The organism is Mycolicibacterium sp. XJ1819, assembly GCF_053483675.1.
Genome location: NZ_JBEFST010000013.1, coordinates 126,158 through 143,712, shown reverse-complemented (window position 1 = coordinate 143,712; position 17,555 = coordinate 126,158). Strand labels below are relative to the sequence as shown.

Below are 17,555 nucleotides of genomic sequence, written 5' to 3'. Positions count from 1 at the left end.
GGATTTGAAGATGTCCGAGTCGATCCGGGTGGCGGTGCCGCCCGACGAGTTGTACGCATTGGTGTCGGACGTGACCAGAACCGGTGAATGGAGTCCGATCTGCAAAGCCTGCTGGTGGGATGAGGGTGCGGGCCCGCGGGTGGGCGCCTGGTTCACCGGACGCAACGAGACACCTGGGCGGAGCTGGGAGACGCGTTCGCAGGTGGTGGCCGCCGAGCCCGGCCGCGAGTTCGCGTGGGAGGTCAACAACGGCTGGGTGTACTGGGGTTACACCCTTGAGCCGGTGGACGGCGGAACCCTACTCACCGAAAACTGGGAGCTGCGGCCCAAGGGCGTGGCCGGTTTCCGCGAGCACTACGGCGACCAGGCCGACGCCCAGATCGCCCTGCGTCGCGAGAACGCCCAGACCGGCATCCCCGCGACGCTCGCGGCGATCAAGAGGATCGCCGAATCCGGCTGAGCCGCAGAGGCGCTGCTGTCTGCTGCCGCGAAACTGTGCGCCTAACCGGCCAGTTGGCCCACCGCCGGCTGTCCGGCCTCGCTCTTCATCTGCTCGAACAGCTCGACGTAATAGGGCAGGCACTCGGCCATCGCCTGCTCGGTGGTGAACACGGGTTGGTAGCCGAGGTCACGGTGCGCCTTGGCGATGGAGAAGTAGTTGTCGAGGTAAAGCCGCTCCACGCCAAGCGGTTCGATCATCGGCTTGGGCAGGCCGAAGCGGAAGTGCAGCCACTGCCAGACCGTCATGGCCAGCCACACCAGCCGGCCCGGCACCCGGACCTTCGGGTAGCGCTGTCCGCATGCCTCCACGACCGGGCGGGAGAACTCGAACATGTTGATCGGTTCGCCGTCGTTGATGAAGTACGCCTGACCGGGCGCGGTGCCGCCGGGAACCAGGTGCTGCGCGGCCAGGATGAACCCGTGAATCAGGTTGTGTACGTAGGAATTGTCGAGTTTGACGTTCTTGCCGCCGACCAACACCTTGACGTGGCCGGCCAGCACGCTCTCGAAGACCTTGCGAAACATGGTCTGATCGCCGCGGCCCCAGATGCCGCTGGGCCGGATCGAACAGGTCAGCAGCCCGTCGTTGCCGTTCGGTGAGCCGTTCTGCGCAAGGACGAACTTTTCGGCGGACACCTTGGTCTCGGTGTAGAGGTCGTTGAAACGCTTTGTGTAGGGCAGTGTCTCGTCTCCGCCGGCGATCCGTTCACCGCCCATGACCACGCTGTTGGACGCGGTGTAGACGAACCGTCTGACCCCCGCGGCCTGTGCGGCGTGCACCAGGTTCTCGGTTCCGGTGACGTTGACCGCGAAACTGCGTCGCCGGTACTCCTCGGTGACCGATGCCCCGCCCATCAGGTCGATGATGGCCGCGGTGTGGAACACGGTGTCCACGCCGGTGACGGCGGCCGCCACCGTGTCGGCATCGCAGATGTCGCCCTCGAGGACCTCCAGGCGCGGATGCGCGGGCAGCGGGGAGGGGGCGCGGTCGAAGGAGCGGACGTGGTGTCCGCGGTTGAGCAGTTCGGTGACCAGATTGGCGCCGACGAACCCGGAGCCGCCGGTGACAAGCACGCGCCCCAGGTCAGCGCAAACGGGAGGAGCCATGCCGGTGAGACTAACTGAAACGTGTTACAGTTTCGACCCCCAATGTGAAAAATCTTTTCGAAGTCAACCTTCGTCAGCGTCCTCGGCGGCCAGCACCTTCTCGATGCGTTGGCGGGCTCCAGCTAAGTGTTCCTCGCATCGTTTAGCGAGCTCTTCGCCCCGTTCCCATAGCTTCAGCGACGCATCGAGGTCCAATCCGCCGTGTTCGAGTTGCTGTACGACCGCGATCAGTTCATCGCGCGCTTCTTCGTACCCCAATTCACTAATGGGCTTCATTCCATTGTCCCTTCTGACCCCTCGCTGACGGCGGCGATGGCCCCGTCGGCCACTCGAACCCGCAGCCGGGCACCCGGCGGTGCGTCGGCCGTCGTGCGCAGCACTGCCGCGCTCGGCATCGTCTGGACCACGGCGTATCCGCGGGCCAGCGTCGCCGCGGGCCCCAGCGTGGACAGGCGCGCCGACAGGTGCCCGACCCGGTCGGACTCGACGCCCACCAACCGGGTGATGTCGCGGCGCACGGCGGCGCGAGCGCGGTGGATCTCCTCTGCGCGCGCGGTCAGTGCCGCCAGCGGTTGCGCCAGCACCGGCCTGCTGCGCAGTTGGTCGAGCGTGTGCTGTTCGCGATGCACCCAGTTGCGCAACGCGCGGCCGCCGCGACGGCACAGCTCGGTGATCAACGCCTGTTCGGCGGCGGCGTCGGGCACGATGCGCTTGGCGGCGTCGGTCGGGGTGGCCGCGCGCAGATCGGCCACCAGATCGCACAGCGGATTGTCGGGCTCATGGCCGATGGCGCTGACCACCGGCGTAGTGCACTTGGCGATCTCCCGGCACAGCGTCTCGTCGGAGAAGGGCAGCAGATCCTCGACGCTGCCCCCGCCGCGGGCGATCACGATGACCTCGACGTCGGCGTGGGCGTCGAGTTCGCGCAGCGCCTCGACAACCTGGGCCACCGTATTGGGGCCCTGCACGACGGTGTGGCGAACCTCGAAACGCACTGCGGGCCAACGCCGGGCCGCCACCGAGACGACGTCGCGTTCGGCCGCGGACGCCCGGCCGGTGATCAGCCCCACGGTGCCGGGCAGGAAGGGAACCGGGCGTTTCAGCCGCGGGTCGAACAGGCCTTCGGCGTCGAGCAGGCGGCGCAACCGCTCGATGCGGGCAAGCAGTTCGCCGATGCCGACCGCGCGAATCTCGTTGACCCGCAGGCTGAACGAGCCGTTGCGGGTGTAGAACTGCGGCTTTCCGTGCATCAGCACCTGGGTGCCTTCGGTCAGCGGCACCGGGGCGTTGGCGACGAGGTCGCGCGGGCAGCTCACCGACAGCGACATGTCCGCGGCGGGGTCGCGCAGCACCATCCACGCGGTGTTCTGGCGCAGCTTGAGTTCGGTGAGCTGACCTTCGATCCAGACCGTGCCGAGCCGGTCGATGTACTTGGCGAGTCGGGTCGCCACGGCGCGCACCGGCCAGGGGTTCTCGGGTGACTTGCCCGGCTCGGGGTCAGTCATCTTCTGCGCCCGCCGGGGTCACTTCGCGGATGCGCGGGTGATCCTGTTGGCCAGCAGCGTCTGGAACGGTGCGCGTGCCTTGGTGGTCTCCTCGTAGGCCAGCAGCGCCTCCAGATCGGCGATCTTGAGGGTGGCCAGTCGCGCCCGCAGCTGGGCCAGGGTGAGCGACTCGTAATCCAGCTCGGCGACGATCTCGGGCACTTCTGCGGTCGCGACGCTCGCGGCGTCGTTGCGCACCCGCTCGGCCGACGTTTCGGGCTCCCCACCGGTGAATAGTGCGAAGCGGCCCTCGGTCAGGCGTTCCCCGTCGACGCCCGCCGCAGCCCCGGGCGAGGGGGAGTCGTCGCCGAGGTCCTCGTCGAAGGTGGCCCACTCGGGCTGTTCGTCTTTGGGCGGGAACATCGACTCCAGGGTCTCGTCGCCCTTGATGACCATGTCGGCCACATCCTGCTGCATCTTCATCACCAGGTGCGCGAGCTGGCTCACTACGGTCATCGGATACATGAGGACGGTCTGCGGAAGTTTGCGGGTCTCCTCGATCGCGGTGACTGCCGCGCCCACCAGCAGCCGGACCCCGTACGGTGCGTTGGCCATGGCCCCCAGCCTACGGCGGGCCGCTCGGTTGGTCCGGAAAGGCCACCGATGCGTACCCTGGGACCCATGCCGTCGACAGTCAACATGGGGATCCCGGGTGTGTCGAGCTCGGTTGCCGGTGGCGTCCTCGGAGTGCCGCAGCGCAGCGACACGGGAACGAGCACCAGCAGGCGCGTCCTGCTCGCCGAGCCGCGCGGTTACTGCGCCGGCGTCGACCGCGCGGTGGAGACCGTCGAGCGTGCGCTGGAAAAGCACGGCGCCCCGGTCTACGTGCGGCACGAGATCGTCCACAACCGGCACGTGGTCGAGACCCTGGCCAAGGCCGGCGCGGTGTTCGTCGACGAGACCGACGAGGTGCCAGAAGGTGCGATCGTGGTGTTCTCCGCGCACGGCGTGGCGCCGACGGTGCACCAGTCGGCCGCCGAGCGCAATCTGCGGGTCATCGACGCCACCTGTCCGCTGGTCACCAAGGTCCACAACGAGGCCAAGCGGTTCGCTCGTGACGACTACGACATTCTGTTGATCGGCCATGAGGGCCACGAGGAGGTCATCGGCACCGCGGGGGAGGCGCCCGACCACGTGCAACTCGTGGACGGACCCCATTCCGTGGACAACGTCACCGTGCGCGACGAGAACAAGGTGATCTGGCTGTCACAGACCACGCTGAGCGTCGACGAGACGATGGAGACCGTGCATCGGCTGCGGGAGCGCTTCCCGAAGCTGCAGGACCCGCCCAGCGACGACATCTGCTACGCCACCCAGAACCGCCAGGTCGCGGTCAAGGCGATGGCCCCGGAATGTGAACTGGTGATCGTGGTCGGTTCGCGTAACTCGTCGAACTCGGTGCGGCTGGTCGAGGTGGCGCTGAACGCCGGTTCGGACACCGCACACCTGGTCGACTACGCCGACGACATCGACCCGGCCTGGCTGGAGGGGGTGACCACGGTCGGCGTCACCTCCGGCGCGTCGGTCCCCGAGATCCTGGTCCGCGGGGTGCTCGAGCGGCTCGCCGATTTCGGCTTCGACATGGTTCAGCCCGTCACCACGGCGAACGAGACTCTGGTCTTCGCGCTGCCACGAGAGATTCGGCCCGCGCGTACCTGACGGCCGGCCGCCCGGCGATCAGACGTCGTATTCCCAGCTGTCGGCTTCCCAACTGCGCGGTGCCCGTGGACGCGGCCGGTAGTCCACCCGGCTGTCGGCGGCGTCTTCGGCGCCGCGGTAGCGCACCCGCGAGACCGGGTGATGGGTGCCGTTGCCGTTGCGGCCGTGGGGTTCCAGCGGTTGGTAGTCGTCGTAACGACGCCTGCGCTCGGGGCGGTCGTAGGTGCGGCGTTCGGTCGGAGGCGGCGCGGCCCTGCGGCCGGAAGCGGGCGGCCGCGGCCTGCGGCGCGGTTCGGGCGGCGGCACCGGCGGCAAATCGGAGCGCCGGGTGGTGCGGGCCCGACGCGGACGCTCGGCCACCGGTTCGATGATCTCGGTCTCGGGTGGGCGGGTGTGTCGCGATCGCGACGGCGCCGGTGCGGCCCGTCTGGCCGGCTTGCGCGGTGGCGTCTCCCGGGCCCGGCGTCGGCGCGGGGGCTCGGCGATTTCTTCTGCGTCTTCTTCATCAACGTCACGGGCCAGCAGTGCCGCCACCTTGGCGCTCACCGCAGAGGCCAGCCCACTCGACGCCTTCGGTTCTCTGGGTTGCCTGGCCTCCCGGCCCGCCGAGCGGGGCGCGGCCCGGCGCGCCGCGGCGGCCTGGTACCAGCGGATCAGCCCGAGAAACAGAACGAACGCCGAGGTGAAGAACATCAGCGGGAACCGCTCGATGAGCGGATATCCGCAATTGATCACGGTGTCGCGGATGCTGGTGATCTTCGCCCCCGCGAACAGGAAATATGCCGTCGGCACGCTGACGAACAACAGCAGCGGCGGCTGGATGACCGCGGTGAAGATGCCGGACTGGCGCACCGCGAGCACGGCCCCGACGCAGCCGAGGACATATGTGGCGGCGAACACGAAGCTGAGTTCCTTGTTGCCCGCGCCCGCGTCGAATGCGAAACCGATCGCGGTAAACGTTGCCGCGATCAGCACAGCACCCCACCAGGCAACACCTGGGACGTTGGGATGCGCGGAGCGCTGGTCGGCCGTCACTGCCGACCGGGCACGCTGTGCTGACACAGGTAGACCGTACCGGCTGTGGTCAAAAGTGGCCGTCAGCGCGGTGCTGGCGTGCCCGTCACATTCGCCTCCTAGACTGTCGTCCCTGTGAGCCTGAACCTCGGAATCGTCGGGTTGCCCAATGTCGGCAAATCGACGCTTTTCAACGCGCTGACGCGCAACAACGTGCTGGCGGCCAACTACCCGTTCGCGACGATCGAACCGAACGAGGGGGTCGTGCCGCTGCCTGATCCGCGGCTGCGTGAATTGGCCAGAATTTTCGGCTCGGAGAAGATCATCCATGCGACGGTCACATTCGTCGATATTGCCGGGATCGTCAAGGGTGCCTCCGAGGGCGCCGGGCTGGGCAACAAGTTCCTGGCCAACATCCGCGAAAGTGACGCGATTTGCCAGGTGGTCCGCGTATTCACCGACGACGACGTGGCCCACGTCGACGGTCGCGTCGATCCGAAGTCCGACATCGAGGTGATCGAGACGGAGTTGATCCTCGCCGATCTGCAGACGTTGGAACGCGCGCTGCCCCGGTTGGAGAAGGAGGCGCGCACGCACAAGGACCGCCGTCCGACCCACGAGGCGGCCGTCGCGGCGCAGGAGATTCTCAATGCTGGTCAGACGCTGTTCGCGGCGGGCTTCGACGCGGCGCTGCTGCGCGAGTTGAACCTGCTGACCACCAAACCGTTTCTGTATGTCTTCAACGCCGACGAGGCGGTGCTCACCGACGAAGCGCGCAAGTCGGAACTTCGCGAGTTGGTGGCGCCGGCCGACGCGGTGTTCCTCGACGCGAAGATCGAGGCGGAACTGCAGGAGTTGGACGACGAATCGGCGGCCGAGCTTCTGGAGTCGATCGGTCAGACCGAGCGCGGGCTGGATGCGCTGGCGCGGGCGGGTTTTCACACGCTGAAGCTGCAGACGTACCTGACGGCCGGGCCGAAAGAGGCGCGGGCGTGGACGATTCACCAGGGCGACACGGCGCCGAAGGCGGCCGGGGTGATCCACACCGACTTCGAGAAGGGCTTCATCAAGGCCGAGGTCGTGTCGTTCGACGACCTGGTGGAGGCCGGATCGATGGCCGCCGCCAAGGCCGCGGGCAAGGTGCGTATCGAGGGCAAGGACTACGTCATGCAGGACGGCGACGTGGTCGAGTTCCGCTTCAACGTCTAGGTGGCGACGCGCCGGCGGCGTAGCCTTTTCCCGTGAGTTTCGCCGTCCCGGCGGACGCCTACGCGCGATACATGGGTCGCTATGCCGAGCCTCTTGCGAAAGTCTTCGTGGCATTCGCCGGGGTCGGCGCGGACGATCGGGTGCTCGACGTGGGCTGCGGGCCGGGCGCACTGACTGCGCACCTGAGGTCGATCGGAGCAGAAGTGGCGGCGATCGATCCCTCGCCATCGTTCATCGATGCGATCCGCACCCGCTGCCCGGATGTCGACGTGCGTCGAGGGACCGCGGAGCAATTGCCGTACGACAGCGCCTCTTTCGACGCTGCTCTCGCGCAATTGGTGGTGCACTTCATGACTGACCCCATGCTCGGCATCGCACAGATGGCGCGCGTGACTCGGCACGGCGGCGTCGTCGGGGCGTGCGTGTGGGACGGACCGACCGGCGCGCTCGCACCGTTCTGGGACGCCGTTCACGTGAACGACCCCGAAGCCCAGGATGAGGCACTGCTCTCAGGTGCGCGCCGGGGGCACCTGACTGAGCTGTTCCAAGCCGCCGGCCTGCCCGAAGTGGACGAAGAACCCGTCGCGGTCGAGGTGGTGCACCCGACTTTCGAGCAGTGGTGGGTGCCCTACACCTACGGTGTCGGTCCCGCCGGTGACTACGTCCAGCGACTCGATGACGATGCGCGTGCTGTTCTCGAGTCGGCGGCGCGCGAACGACTCGGTGGTGGGCCGTTCACCGTGACCGCCACGGCCTGGGCCGCCCGAGCGACGGTCTGACCGTCGGGGACTTTCAGCGGCCTCGCAGCGTCCGGTGACGTCGATATCATCGGCGGAATGAAAATCGTCGATCGCCTGCCGCTGATCGAAGGCGACGTCACCGTGCGTCGGCTGCGGCACCGCGACGCGGAGGCTTTTGCCGCAGGCACCAAAGACTCTGCGGTTCGCCGGTATGCACACCTGCCGATCTCCGAGTACTCCGCTGCGATCGTCCGTGAACAGATCGACGGCATCATCGCCCAAGGCCTGGAAGACGATTCGCTCGCCGTGCTGGCAATCGCGGACGCCCCCTCCGACATGTTCCTGGGCAGCATCGTGCTGTTCGACTTCGCCCAAGCCGGTGCGGAAGTCGGCTTCTGGTTGTCTTCGCACGGGCGTGGTCGCGGTGCGGCCCGTAAGGCGTTGTCGGCGGTCACCCGGCTGGCGGGCGAAGCCGGACTCACGCATCTGACGGCGCGGACCGCACCGGAAAACCATGGCTCGCGCCGGGTATTGGAGAGCGTCGGGTTCACGCAGGTGGACGGACCACATCAAGCGGTCACCCCGTCGGGGCAGGTCGCCGCCCTGTTGGGATTCGAGCGTTCGGTGGCTGAGTTCGGCCTGTGAGACTGGCACGTGTTCCCTTGATCAGGCGTAGCCGACCCATCCTCGAAACGTGAACGCCGAGAAGAATTCGGTGACACCGGTGAAACCGGACTCCTGTAGCACCCCGCGGTCCTGCTCCGGGGTCAACACGGGAACCGCGTCGGCGATCATCGCGCATGCCTTCTCCGCATCCGCGGGCGCGAGGCCCGAGGCAACGAGATTGGCGGCGTGGCGCCTCATCCACAACTCTCGTTCGGCATCGTCGCGCTGCGGAATGCTCAGGTGCGCAACGACGAACGGCGCGCCGGGCGCCAGTCGTCGGCGCACCTCGGTGGCGGTACGACGGCGTTCGTCGGGGGCGAGGAAGTGAAAGGTCAGCAGGCTGGTCGCGGCGGCGAAGGGGCCGGTGGGTGCGTCGTCGATGTACCCGTGATGCATCCGCACGCGATCGGCAAGTGGGCCAAGGATTTTCGTCGCCAGGTCAAGCATCGACTCGGCCGGGTCGACGGCGTCGAACGTCCACCCCGGGTGAGTTTCGGCGAATGCCTTGGTCTCCAGACCACCTCCCGCGCCGAGCACCAACACCCTGGCGTCGGACGGCGCATATTCGTCGATGAGGACACCCGCCATGCGATGCACGTCGTGATACGCGGGAACCATTCGCGCGACGTGATCGGCGTACGAATCGATGTGGGATGGGTCGTTGAAGGTGTCGGTTGGTGTGGTCACTCTACGATGGTGGCGTCGGGCATGGCGCGACAGCAAGGATTATTGCTGATTTGGCAACTAACAGCTTCCGGGTGCGCTGTCAACCGCCGCTCTTACGGCACAGGTGGGTATACAGGCGCGCCGGGAGCGGGCGGCAGCGGGCCCTCCGCGGGCAGCGGTCCAGCCGGGGGCAGTGGCCCCTCCGGGGGGATCGGGCCGGGCGGCAGACCGGCACCGGGCGGTAGCTCCGGCATCGCGGTCGAGGATTCCGGTGCCGTCAGCGAGATGTGTCCGGGCGGCAGTGGCGGGGGCGGGCCGGCTCCGGGCGGTGGCCCGGGCGCGACCGGTGCGGGCGCGGTCAGCGCGGCCAGTGGATTACCGCTGTGAAACGTGTGCCACAGATCTCTGAGGTACCCGAACTGGCCTGGCGTCTGACCCTGTCCGTATACGGGGTTCTGGATCTCGGGTACCGGTGGTGCGCCCACCGGTGGTGGCGGCTGAACACCCACCGGCGCGTCCGCAGGTTCCGCCACGGGCTGCCCCGGCGGCGGAGCCTCAGCATCCGGTGCAGGTGGCGGGTAGGGCAGCGTGGGTTGGGCTGCGGCCTGACCGGCCATGGTCAGCGCACCGCCGGCGACGAGTAAACCCGCCGCAGCGGCGCTGAGCGCCCTCACGACGTGATGGCGCAGTGGTCCGGTCATCAAACTGTCCTCTCTGATGGCGCCCGTAGGCATCGGTGAGGAGCGCCCGGACCCCGACGTGCGGGCAAGGCTATCGCGCTTTCGCTGCCGGCGTCACCTGTTCACATTCGTCGTAGCGTCCAGCACAATTCACGAGACTGCATCCTCGCAGCGAAAATGCGAGCAGCGACCTGCGCGAATGCAATTTGGCGGGCGATGGAAGACCGGCGCCTCGGACAATCGCCGACAGGGCCCGTCGGCTGGCAGAATCGCGCAGGTGACACAGCCGCCGCATCGCCAAGGTCAGCCCGACTGGCAGCGCCGAGGAACGCCACCGCAAGACCCCGCCACGCGACGGCTGCCCCGGCCGGGCCATCCCGACCAGCCCACCGATCAACTCCGCGCACCGCGGCGCGCCGACGCCGGACCGACGCAGCGCTTCCCGAGGCCCGAGTCACCTGCCGACGCCCAGCCCACCCAGCAGATCCGACGGACCCCGCCGCCTCCGCCGCCGCCCTCGCTGGCGTCGGGCGACGGTCCGGCACCGCGAAAGAAGCGCGGTAATCGGCTGACCATCGCGCTGCTCGGCGTGATCGCCATCGCGCTGGTGGCGGGCGGACTCGCGGGCGCCGAACTGTACGCCCGGTACCGGGCCGACACCATCCTCACCGACGTCGCTGAGTGCGTCGTCGAGGACGGCGCCAACATCTCGTTCGGGGTCAATCCGCCGTTCTTGTGGCAGCACATCACCGGCCACTACACCAACATCTCGGTCAAGACGGCCGGTGACCGGGTCCAGGGCGCCGACGGGATGACCGCCGAGGTGACGCTCAAAGACGTTCGTCTGCAGGAATCCGCGGATGCCAAGGGCACCATCGGATCGCTGTCGGCCACGCTGGACTGGAAGTCGGCGGGCATCAAGGACACCGTGGCCGCGAACCTGCCCGGCGTCGGCAACCTGGTCACCGGTGTACGCACCGATCCGTCGGCGGGCACCGTGATCCTGGAAGCCGGCGACAACAGCGTCACCGCCAGACCCGTCGTCACCGACGGCGACCTGAATCTGGAGGTGCTCGACGTCGTCGGCGTGTTACCCAAGGACGCCGTGCAGACCGCGCTGAACGAGTTGACCAAGAAGCTCAACGACAACTATCCGCTCGGCATCCACGCCGACAGCGTCGAGGTGACCGGCACCGGCGTCGTCGGGAGGTTCTCCAGCCAGGACGCCTCGATCCCCAAGGAGGACACCGACCCCTGCTTCGCGCGCCTGTGACGGGCCGTCAGTCGACGACGACCTCGATCTCCTTGCCCAGCTGGTAACCCGGGGCCAGCGGCAGCGAGTCGCCGCTCCAGAACGAGCCGGGATCGAACCAGTTGTAGTGCTTGTCGGTGGCCAGCAGGCCCATCTCCTCGTAGGTGATGGCGACGGTCTCGGCGCAGTAGGCCGTCTCGAGTCCGGCCTGCACCGTCTCGGTCTTCTTGCGTTGGGCCGACTCCCGAACCTTGTTGTGCAGGAACGGAATTCCTCGTGTGAAATTGCTGACGGCGAGCCGACCGCGAAACCACCGTCCGGTGAGTCGGGCCGTACTGGGAAATGGTGTACCGTCCATGCGCGCAACCACTTTGAGCGCACGGTCCTCCTGCTCGCGGCTGGCGTACGGCGTGAGCTGACGCAGCCAGCACCGCTGGTGGTAGTTGTGCACCCACCGCTGCACGACCTGGCGGGCGTCGTTGAGTTGCACGCCGCGATGATGATCGCCGGTCCACATGTCGAGAAGCTTGTCGCCGAGTTCGGCGTGCCAGATCAGCGGCGGCAGATCCTCGATCGCGATGGTCATGCCGACGTGGTTGACCGGGCTGTTGGTCAGGGACTGGATCGCCCGGTCGGGTCGGGAACGGCCCCGGAACAGCCACAGGTCCCCGGTGCGGGTTTCGTCGAGCGCCTTCTGCAACGGCACCGTGCTTCCATTCACCCCCGCAGCTTAGGCAGACTCGGGGCATGCGCGGCATATGGAAATGGGTCGGATTGGCCGGAGTCGCCGGTGTGGTGGCCGGAGGGGTGCTGGTCGCACGTGACCAACGGCGCCGCAACTCCTATACCCCCGACGACATTCGCGCCCGGTTGCATCAGCGGGTGGCCGAAACCGAAACCGGTACCGGCAAAACCGACGACTAAGGGGCGAGCGCGAACAGCCGGTGGGTGCCGGAGAACCCCTTGAGTTCGGCGTCGCGGCCGTCGTCGAACGCGATGTCGTCCTGGTCGGCCACGGCGTCGCGGACGGCCTCGCTGACCAGAACCTCGCCGCCGTCGGCCTCGCCCGCCACCCGCGCCGCCATCGCGACATTGCGGCCGAACAGGTCGTCGCCGCGGCGCACCGACTTGCCCATGTGGATGCCGATCCGCACCCGGATGTCGTTGGGCCGCTTGCGCAGTGAACGCTGGACCGCTGCGCTGCACCGCACCGCCTGTTCGGGGTGCGCGAACGCCACCATGAACCCGTCGCCCTGGCTCTTGACCACATGTCCCGAGTAGGTCTGCACATGTCGACGCACCATCTTGTCGTGCCTACCGATGAGCCTGACCCACGCCTTGTCGCCGATGCGTTCGTTGAGTGCCGTGGACTCCTCGATGTCGGTGAACAGGATCGCCACCTTGCCGCTGGGCGCGAGCTTCGCGAGGTCGGGGCGCTCCACCTCCGCCCAGTCGGCCAGATCCTCGATCGAGGAGCGCACCGCGGCCTCGAACCCGTCCTTGCGCAGGATGCTGGCGGTCTGCCACACCGTCTTGACGGCCTCCCGGCCGCCGGAGATCAGCAGGTTGCGGCCGTCGACGCGGCGACGAAGGTCGGCGTTCTCGGCCAGGGCGCGTCGGAGCCGTACGCCCACCACGACCAGCGCCACGGCTTCGGCCGCCGCGATCGCTCCCAACACATATGCCGCGATCTGCGTTCCCATCACCGCATCAGTATTGGATGCTGTCCCCGTGATGTCTGGGATGTCTGGAAAGCCCCCGTGTTACGAGAGCCGCTTCATCCGCGCCAACGATCCCGCTCAACCGCGGGCGCTGTGGCTGCGCCAGACGCTGCTGCTGCCGACCGTCGGCGATCCCGTCGCCGATGTGTGGGTGATGGTCTTCGGGGCCGGTGGCCAGGGACTCCGGGCGCTCAAGGTGCCCCACCCGATCGACACGGCCGACTACCGCTACGACACCTGGACCGCCCGCATCGGCACCGCTTCACTCGACGACCATTCGACTCAGGGCACGATCACGGACGGAACACGTACCGCGCGTTGGGATCTGGAGATCACTCCCGGCGTCGAGGAGCCGGTCAAACTGCTCACCGAGCGTGCTTATCGCGCCCGGTTCCCGTCGGCGAAGACCACCGTGCGGCATCCGCGCGCGCGGTTCGACGGGCTGCTGGAGTTCGACGACCTGCGGTTCGACGTCGACGGGTGGACCGGCAGCGTCAACCACAACTGGGGCACCAGGCACACCCCGGCCTACGCGTTCGGCCAGGTCTGCGGATTCGACGATGCGCCCGACACCACGCTGGAGATCGTGACCGCCCGTGCAACGATCGGGCCGCTCCCGACGCCCACGGCGACATTGTTCGTGTTCCGCCACGCCGGACAGGAATTCGCGGTCCGCTCGCTGATGGGCAGCCTGCAGACGCACGGCCGGTATCGGCCGTTCTCCTGGGCGTTCGGCGGCCGGGTGGGGGAGCGGATGATCCAAGGCGAGATCGTCGCCGAACCGTCGGACGTGATCGGCCTGACCTACACCGACACCGACGGGCACGCGAAGTACTGTTACAACTCCGCCATCGCCACGTGTCGAATTCAAGTCGCGGGTAAGGCGTTCGAACGCACCGAGCTGGTGGCGACCCGACGCGCGATGTTGGAGATCCTCACCGACACCCGCCACGACTCGGTGCCGCTGCTCGCGTAGCCGGTGGTGTGACGTTGGGCCTTCGCGGCATCGACTTTGGTCCCGGACAGTAGCGGCCATCGGCCCTGCCGCCGGCCCGCCCGCCTCGCGACGATGAGAAGCGCGAGAGATCGAACGGAGCTCGAGAGGCGAAATATGACCACCCACGTCCGCGCACTCGCTTCGCTGGCCGCAGGGTTTCTGCTGATGCTGGGCATGCTCGGCCATGCGTTGACGGCGCCCACCGCATCGGCGCAGACAGACGCCGAGTCGCTCTACATCAGCCTGCTCGCGCAGGACGGGATCGGTCCGGCGCCCGGCTACAGCTACGGCGATCTGACCCGGACGGGTCACCACATCGCCTACGACCTGAGGAGCGGTGTGGACCCCGCGCAGGTGGCCTACCGCGTCTGGCTGGCCAACCCCACCTTGACCAGGGTGATGGCCGCCCGGGTGGTGGCCGCCGCGATGGTCGCGTTCGTGCCGGAGATGGTGCCGATCTACACCGGGGACCAACCGGTGGCCGACATGGTGGTCTGAGCGCCCGCCCTCAGCCGCCGACGAATCGCACCACGACGTCGGAGAACGCGTCGTTGTCGTCGCCGGCGGCGGTGTGGCCGGCCTCGGACAGTTCGACGAACTCCGCGGTGGGAACCTTCGTCAGAAAATCGTCGACCCCCTCGGTGCTGACCACATCCGAGAGCTTGCCGCGGATGAGCATGACCGGAACGGTCAGATCCATCACCGCCCGCTCGAGTTTGTCCACCCGGACGAACCGGTCGTCGTCGGGCGCGGTGAGAAACGCCGGATCCCAGTGCCAGTGCCAGCGGCCTTCCCGCAGACGGAGGTTCTTCTTCAAGCCGTCTGGGCTGCGCGGCCGCGCCCGATGCGGCAGATAGGCCGCCACCGCGTCGGCCGCCTGCTCCAGAGACTCGAAACCGTCGGCGCCGCTGGCCATGAACTCCCGGATGCGGGCGCTGCCGGTCTTCTCGTAGCGCGGCACCACGTCGACGAGCACCAGTTTGACGACCTTGTCCGGCCCGGCGGCATCCGCCGCCAGCATGCCCGTCATACCGCCCATGCTCGCGCCGATCAGCGCGACGGGCCGCCCGATCTGATCGATGACCTGCAGGGTGTCCGCGCACAGCGTGTCGACGGAGTAGTCGGCATCCGGTGCGCGGTCGCTGTCGCCGTGCCCGCGGCTGTCCAGCGCGACTACGTGCAGGCCTCGATCGGCCAGAATCTGACCGGTGGCCTTCCACGAGAACCGGTTCTGGCCGCCGCCGTGCAGCATCAGCACGGACGGACGACCGGTCGACGGGATGTCTCGGTTCCACTCGTCGGCGACCAGGGTGACGTCCTGGGTTCCCCGAAATTGCACCGTCTGAGGCTCGCTGTGTGTGCTGCTCACCGACGTCCTCTCCGCTGATCTGACGGCTCACGTTACCGAGCAGCCTTGCCGCCAGCGATTTCGGCGTGATTACCTGCGCACACAGCGCTGGTTTTCACACCCAAATCGCCAAAGCGGGCGGCGATGAGTTTCGGCTACGGCGCCGGTCGTAACCGATATGCCCACGATTACCCCCAGCCTGTGGTTCAACGACGAGCTCGAGGAGGCCGCGCGCTTCTACACCTCGATCTTTCCCAACTCCGCGATCGAGACGTTCAATCGCTACACCGAGGCCGGCCCCGGCGCCCCCGGCGAGGTGGTGTCGGGCACGTTCGTGCTCGACGGGACCAGGTTCGTCGGCATCAACGGCGGCCCGCAGTTCCCCTTCTCCGAGGCGGTGTCCTTCCTGGTCAGCTGCAAAGATCAGGAGGAGGTCGACTACTACTGGGACCGCCTGGTCGACGGCGGCGAGGAGTCGCAGTGCGGCTGGCTGACGGACCGGTTCGGGCTGAGCTGGCAGATCGTTCCGGTCCGGCTCGACGAACTGCTCGCCGACCCCGATCCGGTGCGCGCCACCGCGGCGACCAAAGCCATGCTCGGCATGCGCAAAATCAACGTCGCCGACCTCGAGGAAGCAGTCGCCAACGCCTGACGGCGCATTATCGGCCGATCACCGTCCACTGCGGGTTCTTTCGCGAGAAACGCGGGTTGTACGGTGACGTGGCGTACCGACGTGTAACGTTATGACGACCTCTTTGGGGGCGTGGTTTGTCAATCGGAGGGATCACCGGCCAATGGCAGTGAGGAGTTCACGGGGACTGACCCGCTGATGGCCGCCTCAGACGTCATTGGCAAACCGGTACGCGCCGTCGGCGGCTTCTACGCGATGGCGCTGGACACCTTTCTGGCGATGTTTCGGCCGCCGTTCGCATGGCGGGAGTTCATCTCGCAGTCCTGGTTCGTCGCGCGGGTGTCGATCGTTCCGACGCTGATGCTGACGATCCCCTACACGGTGCTGTTGACGTTCACCTTCAACATCCTGTTGACCGAATTCGGCGCCGCCGACTTCTCCGGCACCGGTGCCGCTTTGGGCACCGTACGCCAGATCGGGCCGATCGTGACGGTCCTGGTGGTCGCCGGGGCCGGCGCCACCGCCATGTGCGCGGATCTGGGCGCGCGAACCATCCGCGAGGAACTCGACGCGCTGCGTGTGATGGGCATCGATCCGATCAGAGCGCTCGTCGTTCCGCGCGTGCTTGCCGCCACCCTGGTGTCACTGGCGTTGTCGGCCACCGTGATCCTCGTCGGCCTGGCCGGCGCCTACTTCTTCGTCGTCTACATCCAGAACGTCTCACCGGGCGCGTTCGCCGCCGGTCTGACGTTGCTGATCGGCACCGCCGATGTCACCATCGCGTTGCTCAAGGCCGCGTTGTTCGGGTTGTCGGCCGGGCTGATCGCTTGCTACAAGGGCATTTCCGTCGGTGGCGGCCCGGCGGGCGTCGGTAATGCGGTCAACGAGACCGTGGTCTTCACGTTCATGGCGCTGTTCGCGATCAACATCGTCGCCACGGCCATCGCGGTGAAGGTGACGATGTGACTGTCTCGCGGCCGCATTCCCAGTTCCCATGGCTGAAAGGCCGGCTTCGCAGTGTGGCCGACCCGTGGAACCGCATCGGGATGCAGACCAAGTTCTTCGGTCGCACGCTGGGCTCGATCCGCTACACCCTTCTGCACTATCAGGTCGAGCTGATTCGGATCATCGCCCAGATGGGCCTGGGGGCGGGTGCGCTGATCATCATCGGCGGCACGGTGGCGATCGTCGGCTTTCTGACCGTGACGACGGGCGCGCTGGTGGCCGTGCAGGGCTACACCGACTTCTCGGAGATCGGTGTCGAGGCGCTGACCGGTTTCGCCTCGGCGTTTTTCAACGTGCGGCTGATCGCGCCTGCCACCACGGCGGTGGCGTTGTCGGCCACCATCGGCGCCGGCGCCACCGCGCAACTGGGCGCCATGCGGATCAACGAGGAGGTCGATGCCCTCGAGGTGATGGGCATCCGGAGCATCGCGTATCTCGCGTCCACGCGAGTGGTGGCGGGCTTTCTCGTCGTGATTCCGCTGTACTGCGTCGGGGTGATCGCCGCGTTCTGGGCGGCGCGCTTCGGCACCACGGTGCTCTACGGTCAGTCGACGGGTGTGTACGACCACTACTTCAGGACGTTTCTCAACCCCACCGACGTGATGTGGTCGTTCGGTCAGACCATCGCGTTGTCGGTGATGATCATGCTCGTGCACACCTACTACGGCTACACCGCGCGAGGTGGGCCCGCAGGGGTTGGTGAGGCCGTCGGGCGGGCGGTGCGCACCTCGCTGATCGTCTCGGCCTTCGTGCTGGTGATGCTCTCGCTTGCGGTTTACGGTCAGTCCGGCGACTTCAACCTGGCCGGGTGATCA

At 67.5% G+C, this 17,555-nt stretch carries 22 protein-coding genes; 12 read left to right on the top strand and 10 right to left on the bottom strand.

What is annotated here, in order from left to right:
* Nucleotides 1-10: 10 nt before the first annotated feature.
* Nucleotides 11-460 carry an SRPBCC family protein gene (locus ABQE89_RS16175; RefSeq protein ID WP_448418405.1) on the top strand — a complete coding sequence of 150 codons (450 nt, stop codon included), beginning with the start codon at nucleotides 11-13 and terminating at the stop codon, nucleotides 458-460.
* A 41-nt stretch (nucleotides 461-501) separates the two neighbouring features.
* Here the strand turns inward: ABQE89_RS16175 and ABQE89_RS16170 are convergent, their stop codons facing one another.
* From ABQE89_RS16170 to ABQE89_RS16155, 4 genes are all read right to left on the bottom strand, one after another.
* Nucleotides 502-1,608: a 3-beta-hydroxysteroid dehydrogenase gene (locus ABQE89_RS16170; protein ID WP_448418307.1), complete on the bottom strand. Its 1,107-nt coding sequence runs from the start codon at nucleotides 1,606-1,608 to the stop codon at nucleotides 502-504.
* 63 nt (nucleotides 1,609-1,671) lie between these two features.
* Nucleotides 1,672-1,884, bottom strand: coding sequence for an exodeoxyribonuclease VII small subunit (locus ABQE89_RS16165; RefSeq protein WP_448418305.1), 213 nt, complete (start codon nucleotides 1,882-1,884; stop codon nucleotides 1,672-1,674).
* Nucleotides 1,881-3,113: an exodeoxyribonuclease VII large subunit gene (gene xseA, locus ABQE89_RS16160; protein ID WP_448418303.1), complete on the bottom strand. Its 1,233-nt coding sequence runs from the start codon at nucleotides 3,111-3,113 to the stop codon at nucleotides 1,881-1,883. The genes ABQE89_RS16165 and xseA overlap by 4 nt, the downstream gene beginning before the upstream one ends.
* A gap of 18 nt (nucleotides 3,114-3,131) precedes the next feature.
* A complete protein-coding gene (locus ABQE89_RS16155; RefSeq protein WP_448418301.1) occupies nucleotides 3,132-3,707 on the bottom strand; it encodes a lipid droplet-associated protein in 576 nt (191 codons plus the stop codon).
* Nucleotides 3,708-3,773: 66 nt separating this feature from the next.
* On the opposite strand from ABQE89_RS16155, the gene ABQE89_RS16150 reads away from it, so the two are divergent.
* Nucleotides 3,774-4,811 carry a 4-hydroxy-3-methylbut-2-enyl diphosphate reductase gene (locus ABQE89_RS16150; RefSeq protein ID WP_448418299.1) on the top strand — a complete coding sequence of 346 codons (1,038 nt, stop codon included), beginning with the start codon at nucleotides 3,774-3,776 and terminating at the stop codon, nucleotides 4,809-4,811.
* Between the two features lie 18 nt (nucleotides 4,812-4,829).
* Here the strand turns inward: ABQE89_RS16150 and ABQE89_RS16145 are convergent, their stop codons facing one another.
* The gene (locus ABQE89_RS16145) at nucleotides 4,830-5,873 is read right to left on the bottom strand and encodes a DUF6542 domain-containing protein (protein ID WP_448418297.1); all 1,044 of its coding nucleotides are present in this window, start codon (nucleotides 5,871-5,873) and stop codon (nucleotides 4,830-4,832) included.
* A gap of 87 nt (nucleotides 5,874-5,960) precedes the next feature.
* Here ABQE89_RS16145 and ychF point away from each other — a divergent pair, with 87 nt between their 5' ends.
* From ychF to ABQE89_RS16130, 3 genes are read left to right on the top strand one after another with little or no spacing between them, the layout of a single operon-like run.
* Nucleotides 5,961-7,034, top strand: a complete 1,074-nt coding sequence (ychF, locus tag ABQE89_RS16140; RefSeq protein WP_448418295.1) for a redox-regulated ATPase YchF — start codon at nucleotides 5,961-5,963, stop codon at nucleotides 7,032-7,034.
* 32 nt (nucleotides 7,035-7,066) lie between these two features.
* The gene (locus ABQE89_RS16135) at nucleotides 7,067-7,813 is read left to right on the top strand and encodes a class I SAM-dependent methyltransferase (RefSeq protein WP_448418293.1); all 747 of its coding nucleotides are present in this window, start codon (nucleotides 7,067-7,069) and stop codon (nucleotides 7,811-7,813) included.
* A gap of 57 nt (nucleotides 7,814-7,870) precedes the next feature.
* The gene (locus tag ABQE89_RS16130; protein WP_448418291.1) at nucleotides 7,871-8,419 is read left to right on the top strand and encodes a GNAT family N-acetyltransferase; all 549 of its coding nucleotides are present in this window, start codon (nucleotides 7,871-7,873) and stop codon (nucleotides 8,417-8,419) included.
* Between the two features lie 21 nt (nucleotides 8,420-8,440).
* Here ABQE89_RS16130 and ABQE89_RS16125 read toward each other — a convergent pair whose 3' ends face one another.
* Nucleotides 8,441-9,127, bottom strand: a complete 687-nt coding sequence (locus tag ABQE89_RS16125) for a class I SAM-dependent methyltransferase (protein WP_448418289.1) — start codon at nucleotides 9,125-9,127, stop codon at nucleotides 8,441-8,443.
* 92 nt (nucleotides 9,128-9,219) lie between these two features.
* Nucleotides 9,220-9,807 carry a hypothetical protein gene (locus tag ABQE89_RS16120; protein WP_448418287.1) on the bottom strand — a complete coding sequence of 196 codons (588 nt, stop codon included), beginning with the start codon at nucleotides 9,805-9,807 and terminating at the stop codon, nucleotides 9,220-9,222.
* 256 nt (nucleotides 9,808-10,063) lie between these two features.
* Between ABQE89_RS16120 and ABQE89_RS16115 the strand changes: the two genes are divergently transcribed.
* A complete protein-coding gene (locus ABQE89_RS16115) occupies nucleotides 10,064-11,059 on the top strand; it encodes an LmeA family phospholipid-binding protein (RefSeq protein ID WP_448418285.1) in 996 nt (331 codons plus the stop codon).
* A 7-nt stretch (nucleotides 11,060-11,066) separates the two neighbouring features.
* On the opposite strand, the gene ABQE89_RS16110 is transcribed toward ABQE89_RS16115, so the two are convergent.
* Nucleotides 11,067-11,744: a guanylate cyclase gene (locus ABQE89_RS16110; protein ID WP_448418403.1), complete on the bottom strand. Its 678-nt coding sequence runs from the start codon at nucleotides 11,742-11,744 to the stop codon at nucleotides 11,067-11,069.
* A gap of 41 nt (nucleotides 11,745-11,785) precedes the next feature.
* Between ABQE89_RS16110 and ABQE89_RS16105 the strand changes: the two genes are divergently transcribed.
* On the top strand, nucleotides 11,786-11,962 hold the full coding sequence (locus ABQE89_RS16105) for a hypothetical protein (protein ID WP_448418283.1): 177 nt from the start codon (nucleotides 11,786-11,788) through the stop codon (nucleotides 11,960-11,962).
* Here the strand turns inward: ABQE89_RS16105 and ABQE89_RS16100 are convergent.
* Nucleotides 11,959-12,741 carry an adenylate/guanylate cyclase domain-containing protein gene (locus ABQE89_RS16100; RefSeq protein WP_448418281.1) on the bottom strand — a complete coding sequence of 261 codons (783 nt, stop codon included), beginning with the start codon at nucleotides 12,739-12,741 and terminating at the stop codon, nucleotides 11,959-11,961. The two genes, ABQE89_RS16105 and ABQE89_RS16100, sit on opposite strands and share 4 nt — an antisense overlap.
* A 40-nt stretch (nucleotides 12,742-12,781) precedes the next feature.
* Here ABQE89_RS16100 and ABQE89_RS16095 point away from each other — a divergent pair, with 40 nt between their 5' ends.
* Together ABQE89_RS16095 and ABQE89_RS16090 are read left to right on the top strand one after the other, a co-directional pair.
* Nucleotides 12,782-13,735 carry a hypothetical protein gene (locus ABQE89_RS16095; protein WP_448418279.1) on the top strand — a complete coding sequence of 318 codons (954 nt, stop codon included), beginning with the start codon at nucleotides 12,782-12,784 and terminating at the stop codon, nucleotides 13,733-13,735.
* A 135-nt stretch (nucleotides 13,736-13,870) separates the two neighbouring features.
* Nucleotides 13,871-14,254 carry a DUF732 domain-containing protein gene (locus ABQE89_RS16090; RefSeq protein WP_448418277.1) on the top strand — a complete coding sequence of 128 codons (384 nt, stop codon included), beginning with the start codon at nucleotides 13,871-13,873 and terminating at the stop codon, nucleotides 14,252-14,254.
* Between the two features lie 10 nt (nucleotides 14,255-14,264).
* Here ABQE89_RS16090 and ABQE89_RS16085 read toward each other — a convergent pair whose 3' ends face one another.
* On the bottom strand, nucleotides 14,265-15,125 hold the full coding sequence (locus ABQE89_RS16085) for an alpha/beta fold hydrolase (RefSeq protein WP_448418275.1): 861 nt from the start codon (nucleotides 15,123-15,125) through the stop codon (nucleotides 14,265-14,267).
* 157 nt (nucleotides 15,126-15,282) lie between these two features.
* On the opposite strand from ABQE89_RS16085, the gene ABQE89_RS16080 reads away from it, so the two are divergent.
* From ABQE89_RS16080 to ABQE89_RS16070, 3 genes are all read left to right on the top strand, one after another.
* On the top strand, nucleotides 15,283-15,756 hold the full coding sequence (locus ABQE89_RS16080; RefSeq protein ID WP_448418273.1) for a VOC family protein: 474 nt from the start codon (nucleotides 15,283-15,285) through the stop codon (nucleotides 15,754-15,756).
* Between the two features lie 177 nt (nucleotides 15,757-15,933).
* Nucleotides 15,934-16,701 (top strand): MlaE family ABC transporter permease, encoded by a 768-nt coding sequence (locus ABQE89_RS16075; protein WP_448418271.1) that lies wholly within the window; start codon nucleotides 15,934-15,936, stop codon nucleotides 16,699-16,701.
* Nucleotides 16,698-17,552, top strand: a complete 855-nt coding sequence (locus ABQE89_RS16070; protein ID WP_448418269.1) for an ABC transporter permease — start codon at nucleotides 16,698-16,700, stop codon at nucleotides 17,550-17,552. The genes ABQE89_RS16075 and ABQE89_RS16070 overlap by 4 nt, the downstream gene beginning before the upstream one ends.
* Nucleotides 17,553-17,555 lie beyond the last annotated feature (3 nt).